The sequence below is a fragment of the Streptomyces sp. NPDC005963 genome, from assembly GCF_040638655.1.
Taxonomy (GTDB): domain Bacteria; phylum Actinomycetota; class Actinomycetes; order Streptomycetales; family Streptomycetaceae; genus Streptomyces.
The window spans coordinates 40,922-62,001 of record NZ_JBEXVD010000038.1; the positions used below are offsets into that span (position 1 = coordinate 40,922).

A 21,080-nucleotide genomic window follows, 5' to 3' on the forward strand; every position below is an offset into this window, starting at 1 on the left:
ACCGCACGGCCGCACGCGTCGTTCCTCCTAAGAATCCCGGATGACGGCGTCTTGTCACAGCGCCCTCACCGAATCTCCGCGACATGGCGCCCGGGGCTCCGTGGGAGTATGGGGCGCCTCGAAAACAGGCGGCGCAGGACGACATGGAAGGACCGGCCACGGAAGTGACCGACAATCAGAACCTGCTCGCGGAGCAGCGGCGTGCCCTCATTCTCGACGAGGTGCGCAGGCGTGGCGGGGTTCGGGTCAATGAACTCACCCGCAAGCTCAGCGTTTCCGACATGACCGTACGTCGTGACCTCGACGCCCTCGCCCGACAGGGCGTCATCGAGAAGGTGCACGGGGGTGCGGTGCCCGTGGTCGAGGCCAGTACGCACGAGCCGGGCTTCGAAGCCAAGTCCGCACTGGAGTTGAGCGCGAAGGAGGACATCGCCCGGGCTGCCGTGACGATGGCCGTGCCCGGTACCGCGATCGCGCTGTCGGGCGGAACCACGACGTTCGCGCTGGCCCATCACCTGCTCGACGTGCCGGATCTGACCGTGGTCACCAATTCGGTTCGGGTGGCCGACGTCTTCCACACGGCGCAGCGCGGCGGCGCGGGCGGGGTCGCACGTCCCGGGGCGGCCACGGTGGTGCTGACCGGCGGAGTGCGGACCCCGTCCGACTCGTTGGTGGGCCCGGTGGCCGACCAGGCGATCCGCTCGCTCCACTTCGACGTGCTCTTCCTCGGAGTGCACGGGATCTCGGTCGAGGCCGGGCTGTCCACTCCCAACCTCGCGGAGGCGGAGACCAACAGGCGTTTCGTACGGGCGGCACGCCGGGTCGTGGTGGTCGCCGATCACACCAAGTGGGGGACGGTGGGGCTCAGTTCCTTCGCGCGGCTGGCGGAGGTCGACACGCTGGTGACCGATGCGGGGCTGTCCAAGGAGGCCCAGGAGCAGATCTCGGAGCATCTACCGGGACTCATCGTCGCCGGTGGCACCGATGTGCAGGGCGGTTGAGGACCGGTGGCGGTCTTCCGATTGACGCGGGCGGTCACCCTGCCGGTCGACGAGGTGTGGCGGCGGGTGGCCGACTGGCGGGCCCATGCGGCTCGGATGCCCTTGACCCGGCTCTCCGTCACGACCGAGGGGCCCACCGGCGTGGGGAGCGCGTTCACCGTGCGCACGGCGCTGGGGCCGGTGGGCGTCGACGATCCGATGGAGGTCGTGGAGTGGAGGCCTCCCGAGGGAGGCGCCGCGGGACGCTACCGGTTGGAGAAGCGGGGGCGGGTCGTTCGGGGATGGGCGGAGGTCGAAGTCCTGGGGCAAGGATCGGGCACCGTCGTGGTGTGGACGGAGGAGTTGCGCATCTCCCTGGTGCCCGGATTCCTGGACCGGCTCGTTGCGCTGACGGGTCGGATGGTCTTCGGCCGTGCGCTCAACGGTCTGTTGGGAGGGTAGGGCGGCGCCCGCGCACGGTGAGGGTGGACCTGTTCCAGTCCGCCGTCGTACGTCCGCTGTTCGACGCCCGGCCGTACGTCCCACCCACGGGTGCGGGTCAGCCCGGCCAGTTGCCGGTCGCCAGGAAGGTGTCGATCTGGCGCGCGTAGGGGGCGATGTCGAGGCCCTGGTCGTGGAGCCACTCGTCCGAGTAGTACTTGTCGAGGTAGCGGTCGCCCGGGTCGCAGATCAGGGTGACCACGCTCCCCCGTTCGCCGGTGGCGACCATCTCCGAGACGATCTTCCAGGCACTCCACAGGCCCGTACCGGTGGAACCGCCGGCCTTGCGCCCGAGGACCCGGTCGAGTGCGCGAACGGCCGCGATGCTCGCCGCGTCGGGCACCTTCATCATCCGGTCGATGGCTCCGGGGACGAAGCTCGGTTCCATGCGGGGGCGGCCGATTCCCTCGATGCGGGAGCTGGCGGGGCTCGTGGCCCGCGGGTCACCGGTGGTCCAGCCGTCGAAGAAGCAGGAGTTCTCCGGGTCGGGCACGCAGACCCGGGTGTCGTGCTGCATGTAGTGGACGTACCGGGCGATGGTCGCCGAGGTGCCGCCGGTGCCCGCGGTGGCGACGATCCACGTGGGCTCCGGGTACCGCTCCCGCTGCAACTGCTGGTAGATGGATTCGGCGATGTTGTTGTTGCCCCGCCAGTCGGTGGCCCGCTCGGCGTAGGTGAACTGGTCCATGTAGTGCCCGCCGGTCCGCTCCGCGAGGGCGGCGGACTCTTCGTACATCCGCTGGGAGTCGTCGACGAAGTGGCACTGTCCGCCGTGGAATTCGATGAGCCGGATCTTCTCGGGGCTGGTGGTGCGGGGCATCACGGCGACGAAGGGAACGCCCACGAGCTTGGCGAAGTACGCCTCCGAAACGGCTGTGGAGCCGCTGGACGCCTCGATCACCGGCTTACCGGGCCTGATCCATCCGTTGCAGAGGCCGTAGAGGAAGAGGGAGCGGGCGAGCCGGTGCTTGAGACTGCCGGTCGGATGGGTCGACTCGTCCTTGAGGTAGAGGTCGATGCCCCACTCTTCCGGCAGGGGGAACTTGAGCAGATGGGTGTCGGCGGAGCGGTTGGCGTCGGCTTGGACCTTGCGAACGGCTTCTTTGAGCCAGGCTCGATAGGCCGGATCGCTACGGTCCACATCCACCGTCGCCTCGGCCCCACCGGTCACCTGGTTGTCATCGGTACTCATACCCGTCGCCCCTCACCGTGCTGGGAACTCTTGTGCCTCCCCGTCACAGTAAGCCCCTCACCTGCACAAACATTAACTTTGGGTAGCCATAGGAGTCCGTTGTGGACAAAGCGTCCGGGGCGGGAGCGCTTCGTACTGGTGTGAGCGGCCGGAGTTGGGCAGACTGCCAGCAGGGACGACACGACGAAGGGGGATGAGGGTCAATGGACATGGTTGAACCCGAGTTCCGGGCCACGGGGGTACGCATCGAGCGCTGGCCGCGCTCACTGACCAAGTCCGGCCAGGTGCTGATCAAGAAGGGTCGGTTGGAGCTGTTGACCAGCTACGGCCGGGTGATCGACAGCGCCCCCGTACGAGCGGTGCGGGCTGGAAAGGCGTGGTTCACCGATGAGGCGAGCACCGCGCTGACGGTCAACGGCAAGCGGTACCGGCTGACCATGGGACAGCGCGATCACCACCAGTCCGAGGCCGAGGCGCTGAACGGCCAGTTCCTGAAGGCGGTCCACGGGGCGGGCGTCGCCGACGACTGAGTCACGGGCCGGCTCCTCGCCCGTCTACGGGCTCCGCCCGAGGGCGGGCGTCGGCCCCTGAGTTGCAGGACCGGCTTGGCTGGTTCACGCTGGTGTCACATGACTCAGGGTGCATCGCCGGTGACGCTGGGATGAGGTCACCGTCGACCAAGAATCAGCAGACATCAACTGCTGGATCGGACTTTCGCCTTCTTCCGACTCATTTCGGGGAGTCGCAGTCGTGATCAGCGAGCCAAGCAGGCACTGCACGGTGGAGCTCCAGGCCCTGCCGTCGCGGATCGGCCAGGTCCGCAGAATCGTATCGGCGCAATTGCGCTACTGGCATCTCGACCCTCTGGTCGACCAGGCTGCCCTCGGTGTCACCGAGTTGCTGGCCAACGTCCATCAACACGCCGAACCGGACAAGAGCTGCGTCGTCGACGTGGAATGGCTCCTCGACCGGCTCACCATCTCGGTCCACGACACGGACCCACGGCTTCCGGTGGTCTCCTCCGCACCGGACCGCGATCTGTTCGCCACCTCCGGCCGCGGGCTCGATCTGATCGCCGCGATGAGCGACGCCTGGGGCACACGTCCGCGGGGCGACTCGGGCAAGAGCGTTTGGTTCACGCTCGCCCTGCCGTCGCTGACCGCGACGCCAAGGGCGGAGGTGTCCTCCTGCCCCCAGGTGCACGAGTCCGGCGCCGCGGTGACGGAAGACGAACTCGCCGGGGCCGTTCAGCCCTGACGGCCTCTGGATCGAGGACGCGATCGGAGCGGACGGCCGGGCCGGGCGCCCCCGCTCCCGGCCGTCCGCACCGCCCCCCTGCTCGATCGCTCCGGACGGGGTCGCGCTGCCGTCAGTCGTCGCCGCCCCGGACCGGCCGGCCGAACTGCTCGTCGAGGACGGACAGCCGACGCCAGTACTCGTCCTCGTCGATCTCACCGGCGGCGAACCGTCGGCCGAGGAGGGCGATCGGCGAGTTCTCGCCCGGTGCGTCCCGTCCCGGGTGGCCGGTCCACCCCGGCAGGGGCGCGCGTCCGCCGTACCCGCGGTGCCCGCCCGCCGTGCGCCACAGGCCCGTACGGCGCACCACGGCGACCAGGACGACGATCACCGCACACCAGATCAGCGGCATCAGCAGGATCCAGGGCCCGGGGCCGGGCCCGTACGCCAGTGTGTTCATCGTGGTTCAGCTCCTTGCGAGGTCGTGCCTCCGAGTCCCGTGCGTTCCCTTTCGAGGCTCCCTCGGGACGCCGGCACCGTCGTCATACGGTCAGCGGCCGTACGCGTACCTCCCGGGGAGTAGTCGACGGCCCGGAGCCGTGCTCCCTGCGGCTGTGGAGGGGGATGCCGCAGCGGCGCTCACCCGGGCCGGGGAATGTGGAACTCGCGGTCCAGCCGTCGCCGCAGGCGCTCTTCGTGGTACAGCCGGCCGACCAGGGCACCGCCGTAGACGACAACCCCCACTCCGACCAGCCAGGACTGGAGCACCAGGACCGTCCCGAAGGGGCCGTAGGTGACGGCGTTCGACGCGATCAGCGGCGAGAAGACCAGTTGGGAGAAGATCCGCAGCCCCAGCATGGCGAGGGCGGTCGCCACGGCGCCGGGAAGCAGGGCGCGCCAGCGGACGCGACCGCCCAGGAGCAGCCGTTGGGCGACCCAGAAGAAGAGGAAGGTGCCCACGAGGTCGGCGAGCGCGCCGCCGACGGTGCCAAGGACCGATCGGGAGGGTTCCGGGGTCGGGGTGTTGACGAAGAGGAGCAGGGAGAAGACGAGGAGGGCGAGGAAGATGATGTGGCGCCACATGGTGTGCCAGCGGGCGGTGGGGAGGTCCCAGACCTTTTCGTAGCCGGTCTGCACGGCGGAGCCGAACGTCAGACCGAAGACGGCGAGTGCGGCGAGACCGAAGGCGGTGGTCCGCTGGAGCGCCTCGCCCGGCACCCCGAAGAGACGTTCGACCTCGTCCTGTGAGGCTTCGGAGACACCCAGCGCCTGTCCGAGCCAGCGGGCGAAGCCCTGGCTGCTGGCGGGATCCGCCGCGGCGACCACCACCAGGAGCGGTACGAGGGTGAGGAAGCCGAGTGCGGCGAAGCCCATGGCGCGGTGCAGCAGCTCGATCTCCCGTCCGCGGTTCCAGGCGAGAGCGACGGGCGAAGCGAGGATTCTTCGGTGGAGGCGCTGGAGCCGATGCGGCTGACGGCCCGCGCCGGAAGGCTCAGGGGTCATGGGTCGTGGCCTACCCGCTCCTCCGTGACGGGGCGCCCCGATGCCCCCGAACGAGTGGTGCGGGCCGTTGCTGCGCCGTTGTCGAGCGTCTCAGGCTCCACCCGTGCACCCGGGTCACGACACACCGACCCACACCGTCAATCGCGTCAGACGAGGGCACCGAGCGGGTCGTCCAGCACGGGCTGCCAGGCCAACTCCGCCGCACCCACCAAGGTGTTGTGATCGAGGGTGCAGGCGAGGATCGGAACCCCACCGCTGCGCCCCCACAGGCTGCGGTCGGCGACCACTTGCCGCAGTCGGTCCGGGTCCGCGTACAGGAGTTCGCGGTGGAGTCCCCCCAGGATGATGCGGTCGGGATTGAGGATGTTGACCAATCCCGCGAGTCCGAGGCCGAGGCGGTCGATCAGGGCGTCGGCCGCAGCGCGGACCGTGGGGTCGTGGTACTCGGAGCGCAACAGTTCCCTGCATTGGTGCAACAGGCCGACCTCCGGGCCGGGTGCCCGACCGGCCGCGCTGAGGAAGGCCATCGGGTCGGTCTCGACATCGAGGCAACCGCGGCTTCCGCAATGACAGGGCCGCCCCTCGGGGTTGACGATGAGATGGCCGACTTCGAGGGCCAGACCCGAACTGCCCGTGTGGAGGCGTCCGTCGAGGACGAGCGCCCCGCCGGCACCGCGGTGGCCCGTGGCGACGCAGAGCAGGTGGTGGGCTCCACGACCGGCGCCATGGCGGTGTTCGGCGAGAGCGGTGAGGTTGATGTCATTGGCGGTGAAGGCGGGTCCGGTGATGCCCGCCGCCCGGACCTGCTCGGTGAAGATGTCCCGTACGGGTGCACCGGCGGGCCAGGCGATGTGCAGGGGGTTGAGTGCGGTGCCCTCGGGCTCGGCGACCGCGGACGGGACGGCGAGACCTGCGCCCACGCATCGCCTTCCACTGTCGCGCCATAGGCTCGCGCCCGCGGCGACGACGGCGCCGAGCACCTGTGCGGGGTCGGAGGAGACGGTGACGCATCCGGGGGCGGTGGCGACGATGCGACCACCGAGCCCCACCAGCGCGGCCCTGAAGCCGTCGGCGTGGACCTGGGCGGCGAGGACGACCGGACCCGAGTCGTCGACCGAGAGCCGGTGCGACGGTCTGCCCTGGGAGCCGGCCGCCGCCGCGGGTCGGGAGTCGACACGGATGAGACCGAGCGCTTCCAACTCGGCGGCCACGGCACCCGCGGTGGCGCGTGTGACACCGAGTTCGGCAGTGAGGACGGATCGGGTGGGGGCCCGGCCCGTGTGAACCAGTTCCAGGGCGGGGCCGAGTACGCCGCGGCCCCGTTCCAACTTCGTCCTGGCGTTCGTCACCTTGCCGTTCATGGGGGCGAGTCTCCCATGGTCCGCGGGGTGTGCAGCCGGCTTGTCCGGATCGCGCCCCTCCCTCTACACTCACTTTGTGCCGCAACTAAACAAACTCAAGTCGGCCGTTCCGGGGGGATCGCACGGGGACACCGTGGCCTCCTCCCTGACCCGCCTTCGCACCGCACTGACCGTGTTCTTCGTCGTGGACGGGTTCCTCTTCGCCGGCTGGGTCGTCCGCATCCCGGCGATCAAGGAACAGACAGGAGCCTCACCAAGCGCACTAGGACTCGCCCTGCTGGGAGTGTCCGCGGGTGGCATCGTGACCATGTCCGTCACCGGACGGCTCTGCCGACGCTTCGGCAATGCGCCCGTCATCGTCACCAGCGCTGCCCTGATGTCCTTGAGCATCACCCTCCCCCCGCTGATGCACTCGGCGCTCACGCTCGGCCTGGTGCTCCTGCTGTTCGGCGGGCCCTACGGAGCACTGAGCGTCGCCTTGAACAGTGCGGCAGTCGATCTGGCCGCCGCCCAACGCCGTCCGCTCATGCCCGTCTTCCACGGCGCGTTCAGCGTCGGCGGGATGGTCGGTGCCGGACTCGGCGCACTCCTCGCCGGTGGCCTCTCCCCCACCGTCCATCTGACCCTGCTCGCCCTGGTGGGGCTGACCACCACCGCCTGCGCAGGTCCGGTCCTCCTGCGCCACCGCCTACCGGCACCCACACGGACCGAGCGCACCTCCGCCCCCGGGCGTCTGACGGGTGGTACGCGCCGACTCGTCCTGCTCTGCGGCGCGATCGCGCTCTGCACGGCGTACGGGGAAGGAGCGATGGCCGACTGGGGCGCGCTCCATCTGGAACAGGGGCTCGGTGCGTCGCCCGGCGTCGCGGCACTCGGATACTCCCTCTTCGCCGCCACCATGACGGTGGGCAGACTGTCCGGAACCCTTCTGCTGGAACGATTCGGCCCCACTCCCACTCTGATCGCCAGCGGCACCACGGCGGCACTCGGCATGTTGTTGAGCGCATGGGCACCGACCGTGGCATGGGCGTTGACGGGCTTCGCCGTGGCGGGCCTCGGTCTGGCGAACGTCTTCCCCGTCGCCGTGGCCCGGGCGGGTGCGATCGCGGGTCCGGCGGGAGTCGCGGCCACGTCGACGCTCGGGTACACGGGCATGTTGTTGGGACCGCCCGTGATCGGTTTCGTCACCGACTGGTTCTCGCTCCCCGTGGCCCTCACCACGGTCGCGGCTGCCTGCGCGGTCGCGGCACTCATCGGATACACGGCTCGCCGATCGTCCGGCCCGGCCCGAAGGAGCCGCCCGGTGCCGGTGTCCAGCCGCTGATCTGGCCCGATGCAATCACATGACCGCATCGGGCAGACGGTCCGCACGGGCGCCCGATGGCAGAATCGCGCCATGAAGACGGCAGAACACATCACGTCGCTCGTTCAGGACGGCCGGGCGCTCGCCATCGCAGCCCGTACGGCCGGCCCGGAGGCTCCCGTACCGACCTGCCCCGAGTGGCAGGTGCGGGACGTCCTGCGCCACACAGGCGCGGTGCACCGTTGGGCGACGGCGTTCCTGATGGAGCGGCACACCGCGTTCCGGCCGCTGGTCCAGGAGCAGGCGCTGGACGGGGATGACCTGCTCGTCTGGTTCCTCGAAGGGCATGAGGCACTCGTGGACGCCCTGGTCACCGCGGACCAGGAAGTCGAGTGCTGGGCCTTCTTGCCGGCTCCGTCACCGCTAGCGTTCTGGGCGCGACGACAGGCCCACGAGACGGCGATCCACCGGGTGGACGCGGAGTCGGCGTTGGGGGGTGCCCCCGGCCCGGTGGCGGCCGAGTTCGCCGCGGACGGCGTCGACGAGTTGTTGACCGGATTCCACGCACGCGCCAGGAGCCGGGTGCGCTCCGATGCACCGCTGCGCCTTCGCGCACGCACCACCGACACCGACGACGTGTGGACGATGCAGATCTCCACCGACGTTCCCTCGACGGTCAGGAACGCGCAGGGCCCGGCGGACTGCGAGTTGATCGGCACCGCCCAGCAGCTCTATCTGGCGCTGTGGAACCGGCTGCCCCTGAGCACGCTCACCCTCAAGGGGGATCCCGAGGTGGCGCTGTTGTGGCGCAGGACGTCGGCGGTCTGACACCCACCGCACCCGCTGGACGCTGTGGTACGGCTCGGCGGCCTGCACATCGGCGGTCCAGGATTCCCAGGAGGGAGTTCGGGGTCACCGATCACGCAGGCAGGGCGGTGGCGTCCCGTCACCGCGTCGACGGGTGTCCGGTGGGTTCCTTGTCCGTCGGTCGCCCCCGTACGACACTGGGGCCATGGGGGAACAACCACCACCGGACCACATGGCGCGGCGCACAGCGGCAGACCGGGACGCGATCACCATCGAGATCGGCTACGCGCTGCTCAGTGCCGCTTTCGCCGCCGCCGTGGTGTTCGGTGCCGTCGCAGCACCAAAAGTGGCGTTCAGCGCGCCGTACGTCGTCGAACGGGGGCTGCTCCTCCTGGCGTCCGGGGGCGCCGCCCTGGTCTTCGTCGTCCGGGTGGTGACCGTGCTCCGGCGGTTCGGCAGGACGCAGCGCGAAAGTCGATCGCCGGGTCAGCCCAACCAACCGGGCCGCACCAGGCCCGACTCGTAGGCGAGGACCACCAACTGCGCCCGATCGCGGGCCCCCAGCTTCACCATCGTGCGGCTGACATGGGTCTTCGCCGTCAGCGGTGAGACGACGAGCCGACGGGCGATCTCCTCGTTCGAGAGGCCGATTCCCACCAGGGCCATGACTTCGCGCTCGCGCTCGGTCAGTTCGGCCAGCCCTTCGGCGTCCGTGGGCGCCTTGGAACGGGCGGCGAACTCGGCGATCAGCCGGCGGGTCACTCCGGGCGACAGGAGTGCGTCGCCCGCCACCACGGCACGGACCGCACGCAACAACTCCTCGGGCTCGGTGTCCTTGACCAGGAAGCCCGAAGCCCCCGAGCGGATCGCTTCGAACACGTACTCGTCGAGCTCGAAGGTCGTCAGCATCACGACCTTGACCTCGCTCAGCCGTTCGTCAGCGGTGATCTGCCGGGTGGCGGCGAGTCCGTCGCACACGGGCATCCGGATGTCCATCAAGACCACGTCAGGGCGCAGTTCGTGCACCAGGCGCACGGCCGTCTGGCCGTCCGCGGCCTCACCGGCCACGGAGATGTCGGGCTGGGCGTCCAACAACGCCCGGAATCCCGCACGCACCAACAGTTGGTCGTCGACCAGCAGTACGCGGATCACCGTGCCTCCCCATCGTTCGAACCCGTCGTCCCGGAACGCAACGGCAGATCGGCCACCACGCGGAAGCCGCCGTCGGTGCGCTGCTCCGCGTCGATGGTCCCACCCAGTGCGGCAGCCCTCTCCCTCATCCCGGCGAGCCCGTTGCCGCTGCCTCCGGCGTCCGTGCCCGTGGCCGGCCCGTCGTCGTCGATCCTCAGGACGAGTCGGGCCTCGCCGTGGACGATGTGCACGCGTGCCACGCGTGAGCCGGAGTGGCGTACGACATTGGTCAACGCCTCCTGGACGATGCGGAAGGCCGCCAGATCCGTCCCCGGCGGCAGCGGTACGGCGTCGCCCTCGGTCTCCACGCTGACATGCAGACCCGCGCGAGCCGCCTGTTCGGCGAGTTCGGAGAGTCGGCCGAGGCCGGGGGCCGGGGCCCGCGGCGCACTGCCGGGCGTCCGCAGCCGGTCCAACACCTGACGTACGTCTCCCAAGGCCTCCTTGCTCGCCGCCTTGATGGTGGTGAGCGCGGTCCGTGCCTGCTCGGGGTCGCTGTCGAGGAGGGCGAGGCCCACTCCCGCCTGGACGTTGATGACCGAGATGGAGTGGGCGAGCACATCGTGGAGTTCGCGGGCGATGCGCAGCCTCTCCTCGTCGGCCCGGCGCTGCTCCGCGCGGGCACGCTCGGCACGTGCCCGGGCGAGCGCCTCTCCCCGTACCCGTACCAACTCGGATGCGGCGAGGACCGCCGCGATCCATGCGGCGAAGGCGACCTCGCGCCCCCAGGGGGCGCTGCCGTCATCAGACGGCGGTAGATAGTGGTAGAGCCAGTGGGCGAGCAGCAGACTGCCCGACCAGAACCCGCCGAGCGCCCACCAGGCCGCCGCTCTGTGACCGGAGACGACCGCGGCGAAGACCGCAACGGCCAGGGGGACGAAGACGGGACCGTACGCGTAGCCCGCACCGAGGTAGACCAGCGTTGCAGCGGCGACGCCGACCACACAGACCACGGGCCAGCGATTGCGCAGCAGCAGGAGGGCGGGGCCCACCAGCAGCAGTGCGGCACCGGTCGCGTCCAACGGCGAACGGTCCTGGCCCTTCGCCGCGAAGGCGGTTCCGATCAGGACGAAGACGGTGACGACCAGGGTGGACGGCCAGGGAACGGCTCCGGCGCAACGTCTGGCCTCCCACACGCGCAGCACGGGCGAGCCCACCCCTTCGGACTCCTGCGCCTCGGGCGGGTCGCCCTCCGCCCAGGGGGCACGGCAACGGTGGCGGGAGCGCGGGTGTTCCATGACGGCAACGCTAGACCGGGGCCGCCGGCCTGGCGTCCGCTCCACGTGGTGCTCTCGGATACTCCCCACGCAGTACGCGGACGACGTCGCACGGATCGCCGGCGCCGAGTTCCTTCCTCCGCCGAGTGACAGAGGTCAGCACCGAGTGACAAAGGTCAGCGCTGAGCCTCGCGCACGGATGGGGGGCCGGGGAGGCCGACCCCGTCGGCGAGGCGTCCCACGGCCTGGGTGAAGAAGGCGTCACGCTCCTCCACCACCCGGTGGAACTGGCCGAAGAGTTCGAAGGAGATCAGCCCGAAGACCTGCGACCAGGCCGCGATCAGCGCCACCGCGACGGACGGCGGGAGGTCGGGCGCGAACCGGTCGGCGAGCCGTCGGGCCTCGTCGTGCAATGCGTCGTCGAGCGGGGGCAGCGCCAGGCCACGCATGCGGTGTGCATCTCGGGCGACGGAGATCATGGCGGCCCCCACCCGGGAGGCGGGAACGACGGTGTCGTGGGGTGCGGCATAACCGGGTACCGGGGAACCGTAGATCAAGGCGTACTCATGGGGATGGGCGAGCGCCCACCCGCGAACCGCCGAGCAGAGCGCGATCCAACGGGCACGGTGATCGGTCGTGGCGGTGCCATCGGTTGCTGCGGCCTGATCGGGTGTTGTGGCCTGATCGGGTGCGTGTTGCAGAGACACAAAGGAGTGGGAGGAGTCGGAGGTGGCCGGTGGGGCGATGGCCGACTCCGCAGCCGCGCCGACGGCTTCATATGCGTCCACGATCAGGGCCGTCAGCAGTTCGTCACGGCTGGGGAAGTAGCGGTAGAGGGCCGAGGAGACCATGCCGAGCTCACGGGCGACCGCCCGCAGCGAGAGCTTCGCCGCCCCGTCAGCCGCCAACTGCCTCCGGGCCTCGTCCTTGATGGCCGCGGTGACTTCGATGCGGGCTCGTTCCCTGGCCCCTCGGATCTTGGTCATGGGTGGAGTCTTTCATGATTCGGAGCAGTGACCAATAACGAGAGCACTGCTCTTGCTTTGGATCGAAGATCCGTGCACACTGCTCTCAAGAGAGAGCACCGCTCTCGCAAGCGCATCCCTAACCGTGTGGGTCAGAGTCGGTTCATGGCCACCGGCCCACCTCGTCGCTCCCGATACATCGTTCACATGGCTCGCACCGTTCACCTCACTCAAGGAGTTCTCATGACGCAGCGTCACTACATCAAGCCCAACCGCATCGACACCGTCATGAACAAGGCGATCGCCTGGCTAGCCCGCCGCGGCATCAGCCTGATGGGCACCGCCGAGTTGTCCGTACGGGGGCGCACGAGCGGCGAGTGGCGAAGCGTTCCGGTGAACCCCCTCCCTTACGAAGGAGGCCCCTACCTCGTGTCCGCCCGCGGAGAGTCCCATTGGGTGCGCAACATGCGGTCGGCGGGAGGGGGACGGCTCAAGGTGGGGCGGAAGGTCCAGCAGTTCTCAGCCGTCGAACTCGCGGACGAGGAGAAGCCCGTCGTGCTGCGCACCTATCTGGAGCGCTGGGGCTGGGAGGTCGGCCGGTTCTTCGGCGAGGTGAACGCGAAGTCGTCCGACGCCGAACTGCTCTCGGCCGCCCATCGGCACCCGGTCTTCCGGATCACGATCACCCGATGAGCGGCGTCCCAATGGGCGAAGGCCCCACTTCGAACGCCGCTCCACCGCCCTCACACCGGCGATGCCCACGCCCCACCCACTGATCTCAGCCCTGCGTACGACGGTCCAGGGTCTCCAACGCCCGCCGCGCCACACCGCTGGTGCGCACGATGCCGGCCAGGGTCGTTGAACCGCGCGTGATGTCGGCGAAGACGCGCCACGCCGGCCGCAGTCCGGTGATCACGGCATGGATGAAACCCGGGCGGCGCTCGAACACACCGAGCAGCCGGCGCCCGACCGCCATCTCGACTCCCAGACCCGCCTTGATGGCGAAGGCGTAGTTCAGCGCCTGCCGACGGGCGTCCACGGCATCGTGGGACTCGGAGATGCGGACGGCCCACTCCCCCGCGAGCCGGCCCGAACGTAGCGCGAAGGAGATCCCTTCCCGAGTCCAGGGCTCCAGCAGCCCCGCTGCGTCCCCACACACCAGGACCCGACCGCGCGACAGCGGCGAGTCATCGCTGCGACAGCGGGTCAGATGCCCGGAGGAGATCGCAGGTTCGAAGCCGGCGAGCCCGAGCCGGGCGATGAAGTCCTCCAGATAGCGCTTGGTTGCCGCGCCCTCACCTCGGGCGGAGATCACGCCGACCGTCAGCGTCTTGCCCTTGGGGAAGACCCAGCCGTAACTGCCCGGCATCGGACCCCAGTCGATGAGCACCCGGCCCGCCCAGTCCTCGGCAACGGAATCAGGGACCGGAATCTCAGCCTCCAAGCCGAGGTCGACCTGGTCGAGCTTGACCCCGACATGGGCTCCTATCCGGCTGGCGCTCCCGTCCGCGCCGACGACGGCCCGGGCGAGGACGGTCTCGCCGTCCGACGTGACCACGGCGACCGTGCGCCGGTCCGGCACGGCGGGCCCGTGTTGTTCGACGCGCGAGACCGTGACCCCGGTCCGCAGTTCGGCCCCGGCCTTCTGTGCGTGCTCGACGAGCTGGGCATCGAACTCCGGACGGTTGATCAGCCCGAAGAGCATCTTCTTCGAACGGCGGGTGCGGGTGAGCCGGCCGTTCAAAGAGAAGGTGACGGCATGCACACGGTCACGGAACGGGAGTTCGAATCCGGGTGGCAGGCTGTCTCTCGACGGGCCGATGATGCCGCCGCCGCATGTCTTGTACCGCGGGAGTTCGGCCTTCTCCAACAGGAGCACCTGACGGCCCGCCACGGCCGCCGCGTACGCCGCTGACGCCCCGGCGGGCCCAGCGCCGACGACCACGACGTCCCATACCGGGCCGTCGTGCCCCTGTGCTTCCGCCTCTGCCCCGGTGCCGCCGTTCTCGCTGCTCACGATGTGCTTCTGCTCCCGATCCGACGCGTGCCCCATGCTCTTGACGGCATCCTACGGCGCGTTCGTCCCGCATCGCTGTGGGAGGATCGACCGCACATTCGCCGTACACACACTCATAACGTCGCACCCACGAGGAGCGTGCCCATGACTGCCGATCCGATTGCCGAGACCATCAGCGCCCTGCTCCCCGCAGCCAGGGCGGAGCTGGCGGAGCTGGTGGCCTTCCGATCGGTTGCGGATCCGGCTCAGTTCCCCCGGAGCGAGTGCGAAGCCGCCGCCACCTGGTGCGCGGACGCGTTGCGCGCCGAGGGCTTCCAGGACGTCGCACTCCTCGACACTCCGGACGGCACCCAGTCCGTGTACGGATTCCTGCCCGGGCCCCAGGGCGCGCCGACCGTTCTGCTGTACGCCCACTACGACGTACAGCCCCCCTTGGATCTGGAGTCGTGGGTCAGTCCGCCGTTCGAGCTCACCGAACGCGACGGCCGTTGGTACGGCCGGGGCGCCGCGGACTGCAAGGGCGGCTTCATCATGCATCTCCTCGCGCTGCGGGCGCTCAAGGCGAACGGTGGAGTGCCCGTCGGGGTCAAGGTGATCGTCGAAGGCTCCGAGGAGCAGGGCACGGGCGGTCTGGAGCGGTATGCCGAAGCCCACCCGGACCTCCTGCGCGCCGATTCCATCGTCATCGGGGACTCCGGCAACTTCCGGGCCGGTGTGCCGACGGTGACGGCGACCCTGCGCGGAATGACGATGGTGCGCGTCCACATCGACACGCTCGAAGGCAACCTCCACTCGGGGCAGTTCGGCGGTGCGGCGCCCGATGCCCTGGCCGCACTGATCCGTGTCCTCGACTCCCTGCGCGCCGAGGACGGTTCCACCGTTGTGGACGGTCTCGACGGCGGTGGCACCTGGCAGGGGATCCAGTACCCGGAGGAGGACTTCCGTCGGGACGCCAAGGTGCTCGAAGGGGTCGAGCTGATCGGCTCGGGTTCGGTCGCGGACCGCATCTGGGCCCGGCCGGCGGTCACCGTACTGGGCATCGACTGTCCACCGGTGGTCGGGGCGACTCCTTCCGTACAGGCGAGCGCACGCGCCCTGGTGAGCCTGCGGGTGCCGCCGGGCCAGCGCTCGGGCGAGGTGACCGAACTGCTGCTGAAGCACCTGGAGGCGCACACTCCGTGGGGTGCGCGCGTATCGGTGGAACAGGTGGGCCAGGGGGAGCCGTTCCAGGCCGACACGACCAGCCCCGCCTATGCGGCGATGGCCGATGCGATGCGGATCGCCTACCCGGGCCAGGAGATGCAGTCCGCCGGCATGGGCGGCTCGATCCCGCTCTGCAACACGCTCGCGGTGCTGTATCCCCAGGCGGAGATGGTCCTGATCGGGTTGAGCGAGCCGGAGGCGCAGATCCATGCGGTGAACGAGTCGGTCTCCCCGGAGGAGTTGGAACGGCTCTCCGTCACGGAGGCACTGTTCCTGCGCAACTACGCGGCGAGTCAGCCCACGTCCTGAGCTGTTCGCCAGCCGACTGGGGACAGCCCGTGCGCCGGCCTTCGGGCCACGCATTGTGTTCTCCCCGTACGGTCCCGGCTCCTCCCTCCCCCAAGGAACGGAGGGGCCGGGACCGTCGGTGGTCACCGTCCTGCGAGGCCGGAGAACCGCGCGGACCGGCCGGTCGCCAATCTCCACGGGCCGGCCCGCCCATGCGCTCCTACCGGTGCGGGAGCACCTCCCCGACGGCGTGAGGGGCGTCCCGGCTCCCGGCTCGGAGCCGTCCTAGAGAGGTGCGGCCTCCTCCAAGTAGATCGGCGTACCGCGTTCACGGGCTCGCAGCGCCCAACGAAGCCGCTCGTACCGCCGGGGTGACAGCAGGCGCTCGGCTTCCTGCTCCGCCACGAAGCGGAAGGCTCTCAACTCCGCGTCCGGCAAGCGGATGCGTCGAGCGGCTTCGGCGGGGAGTCGTCCCCCGTCGAACAGCAACCGCAGACCGCCGTAGCGAGGTGGCGCCGGGGGTTCCCAGTCGACGACCAACAACCCCGGAAGCCGGTCGAGTTCGATGCCGAGTTCTTCTGCGACCTCGCGCATTCCCGCCTGGGCGGGCGCCTCTCCGCGCTCCACGACCCCGCCGGGGAACTCCCAGCCGGGTTTGTAGGTGGGATCGACGAGCAGCACTCGCCCCTCCTCGTCGAAGAGCAACACCCCGGCGGCCAGCGTCTCTGCGGCGGGCGGATCGCTCTGCACGATCTCGCAGGGAGGCGCCTCCCCGGTGCGCACCGCGTCCGCGATCCGCACGGCGACCTCCCGGGGGGTCAGTTCGCCGGTGTCGACGACGAGTGCTTCCGCGGTGATCCATTCCAGGGCGGCGAGATAGGGCTCGATGTGGTCGTACGCCCACTGCCGGCCGTTGGTTTCCGAGCCGCTCCCACCTCCGGACTGTGGTCCGACCGGCTCGGGGCGCTCCGCGATACGCCTGCGCAGGATCGTTTCATCTGGTCGTACCAGCAGATGTCGTACGGGGATCCTGCGCGAGGCGAGCGCGCCGAAGATCTCATCCCGGTACTCCTGACGGAGCAATGTCATCGGCACCACCAACACGCCACCCACTTCCGCCAACAGGGCCGCTGCGGTGTCGACGACCAACCTGCGCCAGATCGGCAGGTCCTGGTAGTCACTCACTTCGGCGAGCCGCTTGGGGGGCAGGAGCAGACGCAGTTGAGCGCCGATGAGCTCGGGGTCGTACAACGTGCTGTTCGGGATCAGATCGATCAGTTCGCGTGCGGCGGTGGTCTTGCCCGCTCCGAACGCACCGTTGATCCAAACGATCACGGTTCCCCCTCTTGGATAGCCCTAAGTCGATTGCCCGGAACACCCTGCCACGGAAACCCCGGGCAGATACCGGACGCCCGCGCCGACCGGCCCATCGGCTGCTGGGAACCGGTGGAGCGGCCGGTCACGGGCCCTCGGAGCAGTTGTCCTCCGGTCCTCCCCCGATGTTCGCCCCGCCACACGGCGAACGCCTTCCCCATGGGGTCGTCGTCAAGCCCCGATGATCGCCGCCGTGCCACCTCGGCTGCCCAGCCCGGCGGCGGCTGCGGCCCCTACGAGACCGGCGTCGGCACCCGTCAAGGCGGGTGCGACGGTGAGCCGCTGGACGAAACGCAGGGTGGCGTAGTCGCGGAGGGCGTAGCGCAGCGGTGTGAACAGGACATCGCCGGCGCCGGCCACTCCCCCGCCCACCACGGCGATGTCGATCTCGACGAGTGTCGCCGTGGCGGCTATCGCCGCAGCGAGGGCCTGTGCCGCTCGTACGAAGGAGGCGACGGCGACCGGGTCGCCGGCCCGGGCAGCCGCTGCCACCGCGGCGGCGGAACGATCGCCGTCGGCGCGCGGCTGCCAGCCGGCCTCCAACGCGCGCCGGGCGATGTTGGGACCGCTGGCGATGCGTTCCACACAACCGCGTGCGCCACAGGGACAGAGATCGCCGTCCAGGTCCACACTGATGTGCCCGATGTGTCCGGCGTTGCCGGTCGGCCCGGGATGCAGCCTGCCGTCGAGGACCAGTCCCCCGCCGACTCCCGTGGAGACCACCATGCACAGCGCGTTGGCATGGCCGCGGGCAGCACCCTGCCAGTGTTCCGCGGCCGTCATCGCCACCCCGTCGCCCACGAGTTGGACGGGCAGTCCACCGGTGACCCGCCCAACCCGTGACACCAGGGGAAAGTCCCGCCATGCCGGCACGTTGACCGGGCTGACGGTACCGGCCAGCGCGTCCACCGGCCCCGCGCTGCCGATGCCGACCGCTGTCGAGCGCGCCCAGAGCGGGGAGCGCGCGAGTTCGTGCAGGACCGCTTCGACGGTCTTCATCACCGTCTCCGCGTCCTCCTGGGCCGGAGTGGGACGTTGCACCCTCACCAGCAGACGGCCCCCACCGTCCACCAACGCTCCGGCGATCTTGGTACCACCTATGTCCAGCGCGACGACAAGGTCGGTATGCATCTGCGTGGCATCCCCCGGTGAACTGGTCGGACGTACGGCGTGGGATTAGTTTCCGTGCCCCTGACAACGTTGTCCAGGCCCTATGCTCGACCCGCTGCACCTTCACACATACCGTATGACGACAGGACTACACACTGTGGCCGGTACCGATCGTTTTTCGCGTGTGCCAGGACGGACCCGATCACCTGAGCCGCGCTACGGCATTCGGCCCACGATGAAGGACGTCGCTGCGCGTGCAGGAGTCGGTCTGAAGACCGTGTCGCGCGTAGTGAACGGCGAGCCCGGGGTCACCGTGGAGACCGAGCGTCGGGTGCAGGAGGCCATCGATTCCCTGGGGTTCCGACGCAATGACAGCGCCCGTGTCCTGCGCAAAGGTCGAACCGCCTCCATCGGTCTGGTACTTGAGGACTTGGCCGACCCCTTCTACGGCCCCCTGAGCCGTGCGGTGGAGGAAGTGGCAAGAGCACACGGCGCCCTGCTCATCAATGGATCGAGCGCCGAAGACCCGGAACGGGAGCAGGAGTTGGCGTTGGCCCTCTGCGCTCGGCGGGTGGACGGTTTGATCGTGATCCCCGCGGGCCACGACCACCGCTACTTGGAACCCGAGATCAAGGCGGGCGTGGCCACGGTGTTCGTCGACCGTCCCGCCGGGCAGATCGACGCGGACGTCGTCCTCTCCGACAGCTACGGCGGCGCTCGGACCGGTGTGGCCCACCTCATCGCCCACGGCCATCGCCGCATCGGCTTCGTCGGCGACCAACCGCGCATCCACACGGCCACCGAAAGGCTGCGCGGCTACCGGGCGGCCATGGAGGACGCAGGTCTGCCCGTGTCGGACTCCTGGATGACGCTCGGTTCCACCGCGCCCGATGTGGTGCGCGGTGCCGTCGAGGGGATGTTGACCGGACCGGAGCCGGTCACTGCACTGTTCGCCGGGAACAACCGGGTGACGGTGACCGCCGTGCGGACCCTCGCGGACCAACAGCGCCGGATCGCCCTGGTCGGCTTTGACGACATCGAGTTGGCGGACCTCCTGGGCATCACCGTGATCGCCCAGGACGCGGCGGCGTTGGGGCGCACCGCAGCGGAGCGGTTGTTCCGACGCTTGGACGGCGCCGACGACACACCCACCCAGGTGACGCTGAGGACCGCGCTCATACCCCGAGGCTCGGGCGAACTCCCTCCCGACGCAGCCTGATCCGCACCACCAGGCGTCGCGCCCTTCCATGCCCCGAGCGGACGATTACCCCCTCAGCGGCCCCCGGTCCGCTCAGAACCCTCGTACGGCGAACCCGTCGAGTTCGACGCGCGAGAGCCCGGTGAGGCGCATGACCTCGGCCGGGTCCAGAGCCCCGCAGTCGATCCCGCGCAGGAGGTAGGCACTGAGCGCCTTCGCGGTGGCCGGTTCGTCCATCACATCGCCGCCGATCCGGTCGACGTAGGCCGCGAGACGGGTGGACGCCTGTTCGAACCCCTCCCGGTAGAAGGCGAAGACGGCCGCGAAACGCGTGGGGAGATGCCCGGGGTGCATGTCCCAACCCTGGTAGTACGCACGGGCGAGGGCCCTGCGGGTGAGTCCGTAGTGAAGCCGCCAGGCGTCGTGCACCTGGGCCGTGGGGCCGACGGGCAGCACATTGGTGGAACCGTCGGACACCCGCACGCCCGTTCCGGCCGCGGCCACCTGCATCACGGCCTTGGCGTGGTCGGCAGCAGGGTGGTCGCTTGCCTGGTAGGCGGCGCTGACCCCAAGTCCCGCGCTGTAGTCGAAGGTGCCGTAGTGCAGTCCGGTGGCACGTCCGCCCGCAGCATCGATCATCCTGGCGACGGTGGCCGTGCCGTCCGCGCCCAGGATCGCCTGGCTGGTCTCGATCTGGATCTCGAAGGCGAGCCGCCCCTCGGGCAGGGCATGGGTGCGCTCGAAGGCGTCGAGGAGCCGCACGAAGGCGCTGACCTGCTCGGCGTAGGTGACCTTCGGAAGGGTGAGGACGAGCCCGTCGGGCAGCCCACCGGAGTGCACCAGTGCGGTGAGGAAGACATCGAGCGTCCGGATGCCCCGCTCACGGACGGACGCCTCCAGGCACTTCATCCGAATGCCCATCTGGGCTGCGGCGGTGCCTTTCCGGTACGCGTCCGAGATCAGCCCGGCCACGCGCACGGCAGCGGCGTCCTCTTCGGCATCGGAACGCAGACCGTAGCCGTCCTCGAAGTCAACCCGCAGATCATCGACCGGCTCGCGCTCCAGTCGTGTACGGACCCGGTCGTGGACCGGTTCGGCGAGCTCGTCGGAAAGCCCCAGGACCGCGGCGAAGGACGCGGCGTCCGGTGCGTGTTCGTCCAGGGCCGCCAGCGCCTGGTCACCCCAGGACCGAATGGTGTCGGCGGTGAAGACATCAGCGGGGACGTAGACGGTGTGCACGGGCTGACGGGTCCCGGACTCACCGGGATACCTCCGGGCCAACTCGGCGTCGACCGGCCCGAGGGACGCACCGATCTCCCGGCACACCGCCGCATCGAGGCTCGTCACCGCCTGGTGCAGGCTCTCGTCTGACATCGACCTCGACCTTTCCGTTGAACGGAATCTCCTATCCGTATCGCGAAGCTACTCGGCGATCTTGACTCCCGTCAACGCCCATCGACTACCGAACCACCACAGAAGCCCCCAGGGCCTCACATCGAGACGCCCCTACACCCTGGGGGGAGACTCACAATCTGTTGTTTTAGTTAGTTTTTGTGGTTGTTGATGTGGGTGGTGAGTTGGGGGATGACGGTGAAGAGGTCGCCGATGATGCCGTAGTCGGCGAGGTCGAAGAT

The 21,080-nt window shown here is 69.6% G+C and carries 21 protein-coding genes; 10 read left to right on the plus strand and 11 right to left on the minus strand.

The genetic code is table 11. The features are described 5' to 3' along the window. Positions 1-164 precede the first annotated feature (164 nt). Positions 165-1,001 carry a DeoR/GlpR family DNA-binding transcription regulator gene (locus tag ABZ348_RS32265; RefSeq protein ID WP_358939144.1) on the plus strand — a complete coding sequence of 279 codons (837 nt, stop codon included), beginning with the start codon at positions 165-167 and terminating at the stop codon, positions 999-1,001. Positions 1,002-1,007: 6 nt separating this feature from the next. Continuing rightward, complete coding sequence (locus ABZ348_RS32270) at positions 1,008-1,442, plus strand: SRPBCC family protein (RefSeq protein ID WP_358939146.1); 435 nt, start codon at positions 1,008-1,010, stop codon at positions 1,440-1,442. A 97-nt stretch (positions 1,443-1,539) separates the two neighbouring features. Here the strand turns inward: ABZ348_RS32270 and ABZ348_RS32275 are convergent, their stop codons facing one another. After that, positions 1,540-2,673 carry a PLP-dependent cysteine synthase family protein gene (locus ABZ348_RS32275; RefSeq protein WP_358939148.1) on the minus strand — a complete coding sequence of 378 codons (1,134 nt, stop codon included), beginning with the start codon at positions 2,671-2,673 and terminating at the stop codon, positions 1,540-1,542. Positions 2,674-2,876: 203 nt separating this feature from the next. Between ABZ348_RS32275 and ABZ348_RS32280 the strand changes: the two genes are divergently transcribed. Beyond that, complete coding sequence (locus ABZ348_RS32280) at positions 2,877-3,203, plus strand: hypothetical protein (protein WP_358939150.1); 327 nt, start codon at positions 2,877-2,879, stop codon at positions 3,201-3,203. A 220-nt stretch (positions 3,204-3,423) separates the two neighbouring features. Further along, positions 3,424-3,930 carry an ATP-binding protein gene (locus ABZ348_RS32285; protein WP_358939152.1) on the plus strand — a complete coding sequence of 169 codons (507 nt, stop codon included), beginning with the start codon at positions 3,424-3,426 and terminating at the stop codon, positions 3,928-3,930. A 112-nt stretch (positions 3,931-4,042) separates the two neighbouring features. Here ABZ348_RS32285 and ABZ348_RS32290 read toward each other — a convergent pair whose 3' ends face one another. The 3 genes from ABZ348_RS32290 to ABZ348_RS32300 form a co-directional block, all read right to left on the minus strand. After that, entirely contained in the window at positions 4,043-4,369 is a 327-nt protein-coding gene (locus ABZ348_RS32290; protein ID WP_358939153.1) for an SHOCT domain-containing protein, read from the minus strand. A gap of 179 nt (positions 4,370-4,548) precedes the next feature. Next, positions 4,549-5,412, minus strand: a complete 864-nt coding sequence (locus tag ABZ348_RS32295; protein WP_358939155.1) for a YhjD/YihY/BrkB family envelope integrity protein — start codon at positions 5,410-5,412, stop codon at positions 4,549-4,551. A gap of 146 nt (positions 5,413-5,558) precedes the next feature. Further along, on the minus strand, positions 5,559-6,773 hold the full coding sequence (locus ABZ348_RS32300) for an ROK family protein (RefSeq protein ID WP_358939157.1): 1,215 nt from the start codon (positions 6,771-6,773) through the stop codon (positions 5,559-5,561). 76 nt (positions 6,774-6,849) lie between these two features. Between ABZ348_RS32300 and ABZ348_RS32305 the strand changes: the two genes are divergently transcribed. From ABZ348_RS32305 to ABZ348_RS32315, 3 genes are all read left to right on the plus strand, one after another. Then, positions 6,850-8,097, plus strand: a complete 1,248-nt coding sequence (locus tag ABZ348_RS32305; RefSeq protein ID WP_358939158.1) for an MFS transporter — start codon at positions 6,850-6,852, stop codon at positions 8,095-8,097. Positions 8,098-8,169: 72 nt separating this feature from the next. After that, the gene (locus tag ABZ348_RS32310) at positions 8,170-8,904 is read left to right on the plus strand and encodes a maleylpyruvate isomerase family mycothiol-dependent enzyme (RefSeq protein ID WP_358939159.1); all 735 of its coding nucleotides are present in this window, start codon (positions 8,170-8,172) and stop codon (positions 8,902-8,904) included. Between the two features lie 184 nt (positions 8,905-9,088). Continuing rightward, entirely contained in the window at positions 9,089-9,409 is a 321-nt protein-coding gene (locus ABZ348_RS32315; protein WP_358939160.1) for a DUF6332 family protein, read from the plus strand. Here ABZ348_RS32315 and ABZ348_RS32320 read toward each other — a convergent pair. The 3 genes from ABZ348_RS32320 to ABZ348_RS32330 form a co-directional block, all read right to left on the minus strand. Next, positions 9,370-10,035, minus strand: a complete 666-nt coding sequence (locus ABZ348_RS32320; RefSeq protein WP_358939162.1) for a response regulator transcription factor — start codon at positions 10,033-10,035, stop codon at positions 9,370-9,372. The genes ABZ348_RS32315 and ABZ348_RS32320 overlap by 40 nt on opposite strands. Beyond that, entirely contained in the window at positions 10,032-11,312 is a 1,281-nt protein-coding gene (locus ABZ348_RS32325; protein ID WP_358939164.1) for a sensor histidine kinase, read from the minus strand. Before ABZ348_RS32325 ends, ABZ348_RS32320 begins: the two co-directional genes overlap by 4 nt. A 155-nt stretch (positions 11,313-11,467) precedes the next feature. Next, positions 11,468-12,277 carry a TetR/AcrR family transcriptional regulator gene (locus tag ABZ348_RS32330; RefSeq protein WP_358939166.1) on the minus strand — a complete coding sequence of 270 codons (810 nt, stop codon included), beginning with the start codon at positions 12,275-12,277 and terminating at the stop codon, positions 11,468-11,470. Between the two features lie 222 nt (positions 12,278-12,499). Here ABZ348_RS32330 and ABZ348_RS32335 point away from each other — a divergent pair, with 222 nt between their 5' ends. Beyond that, a complete protein-coding gene (locus ABZ348_RS32335) occupies positions 12,500-12,949 on the plus strand; it encodes a nitroreductase/quinone reductase family protein (RefSeq protein ID WP_358939167.1) in 450 nt (149 codons plus the stop codon). A gap of 85 nt (positions 12,950-13,034) precedes the next feature. Here ABZ348_RS32335 and ABZ348_RS32340 read toward each other — a convergent pair whose 3' ends face one another. Further along, entirely contained in the window at positions 13,035-14,309 is a 1,275-nt protein-coding gene (locus ABZ348_RS32340) for a geranylgeranyl reductase family protein (protein WP_358939169.1), read from the minus strand. Between the two features lie 108 nt (positions 14,310-14,417). Between ABZ348_RS32340 and ABZ348_RS32345 the strand changes: the two genes are divergently transcribed. Next, positions 14,418-15,785 (plus strand): dipeptidase, encoded by a 1,368-nt coding sequence (locus tag ABZ348_RS32345; RefSeq protein ID WP_358939171.1) that lies wholly within the window; start codon positions 14,418-14,420, stop codon positions 15,783-15,785. Positions 15,786-16,049: 264 nt separating this feature from the next. Here ABZ348_RS32345 and ABZ348_RS32350 read toward each other — a convergent pair whose 3' ends face one another. Then, a complete protein-coding gene (locus ABZ348_RS32350) occupies positions 16,050-17,099 on the minus strand; it encodes an NUDIX domain-containing protein (RefSeq protein WP_358939173.1) in 1,050 nt (349 codons plus the stop codon). A 210-nt stretch (positions 17,100-17,309) separates the two neighbouring features. Beyond that, positions 17,310-18,269 (minus strand): ROK family protein, encoded by a 960-nt coding sequence (locus ABZ348_RS32355; protein ID WP_358939175.1) that lies wholly within the window; start codon positions 18,267-18,269, stop codon positions 17,310-17,312. Between the two features lie 214 nt (positions 18,270-18,483). Here ABZ348_RS32355 and ABZ348_RS32360 point away from each other — a divergent pair, with 214 nt between their 5' ends. Beyond that, a complete protein-coding gene (locus ABZ348_RS32360; RefSeq protein WP_358939176.1) occupies positions 18,484-19,467 on the plus strand; it encodes a LacI family DNA-binding transcriptional regulator in 984 nt (327 codons plus the stop codon). A gap of 72 nt (positions 19,468-19,539) precedes the next feature. Here ABZ348_RS32360 and ABZ348_RS32365 read toward each other — a convergent pair whose 3' ends face one another. Beyond that, positions 19,540-20,820, minus strand: a complete 1,281-nt coding sequence (locus ABZ348_RS32365) for an aldolase/citrate lyase family protein (protein ID WP_358939178.1) — start codon at positions 20,818-20,820, stop codon at positions 19,540-19,542. Positions 20,821-21,080 lie beyond the last annotated feature (260 nt).

Excerpts from the sequence above, each read along its gene's own strand:
- ABZ348_RS32275 (WP_358939148.1), bottom strand. The coding sequence starts at position 2,673 with ATGAGTACCGATGACAACCAGGTGACCGGTGGGGCCGAGGCGACGGTG.
- ABZ348_RS32280 (WP_358939150.1), top strand. The coding sequence starts at position 2,877 with ATGGACATGGTTGAACCCGAGTTCCGGGCCACGGGGGTACGCATCGAG.
- ABZ348_RS32290 (WP_358939153.1), bottom strand. The coding sequence starts at position 4,369 with ATGAACACACTGGCGTACGGGCCCGGCCCCGGGCCCTGGATCCTGCTG.
- ABZ348_RS32295 (WP_358939155.1), bottom strand. The coding sequence starts at position 5,412 with ATGACCCCTGAGCCTTCCGGCGCGGGCCGTCAGCCGCATCGGCTCCAG.
- ABZ348_RS32300 (WP_358939157.1), bottom strand. The coding sequence starts at position 6,773 with ATGAACGGCAAGGTGACGAACGCCAGGACGAAGTTGGAACGGGGCCGC.
- ABZ348_RS32310 (WP_358939159.1), top strand. The coding sequence starts at position 8,170 with ATGAAGACGGCAGAACACATCACGTCGCTCGTTCAGGACGGCCGGGCG.
- ABZ348_RS32315 (WP_358939160.1), top strand. The coding sequence starts at position 9,089 with ATGGGGGAACAACCACCACCGGACCACATGGCGCGGCGCACAGCGGCA.
- ABZ348_RS32325 (WP_358939164.1), bottom strand. The coding sequence starts at position 11,312 with ATGGAACACCCGCGCTCCCGCCACCGTTGCCGTGCCCCCTGGGCGGAG.
- ABZ348_RS32330 (WP_358939166.1), bottom strand. The coding sequence starts at position 12,277 with ATGACCAAGATCCGAGGGGCCAGGGAACGAGCCCGCATCGAAGTCACC.
- ABZ348_RS32335 (WP_358939167.1), top strand. The coding sequence starts at position 12,500 with ATGACGCAGCGTCACTACATCAAGCCCAACCGCATCGACACCGTCATG.
- ABZ348_RS32340 (WP_358939169.1), bottom strand. The coding sequence starts at position 14,309 with ATGGGGCACGCGTCGGATCGGGAGCAGAAGCACATCGTGAGCAGCGAG.
- ABZ348_RS32345 (WP_358939171.1), top strand. The coding sequence starts at position 14,418 with ATGACTGCCGATCCGATTGCCGAGACCATCAGCGCCCTGCTCCCCGCA.
- ABZ348_RS32355 (WP_358939175.1), bottom strand. The coding sequence starts at position 18,269 with ATGCATACCGACCTTGTCGTCGCGCTGGACATAGGTGGTACCAAGATC.
- ABZ348_RS32360 (WP_358939176.1), top strand. The coding sequence starts at position 18,484 with ATGAAGGACGTCGCTGCGCGTGCAGGAGTCGGTCTGAAGACCGTGTCG.
- ABZ348_RS32365 (WP_358939178.1), bottom strand. The coding sequence starts at position 20,820 with ATGTCAGACGAGAGCCTGCACCAGGCGGTGACGAGCCTCGATGCGGCG.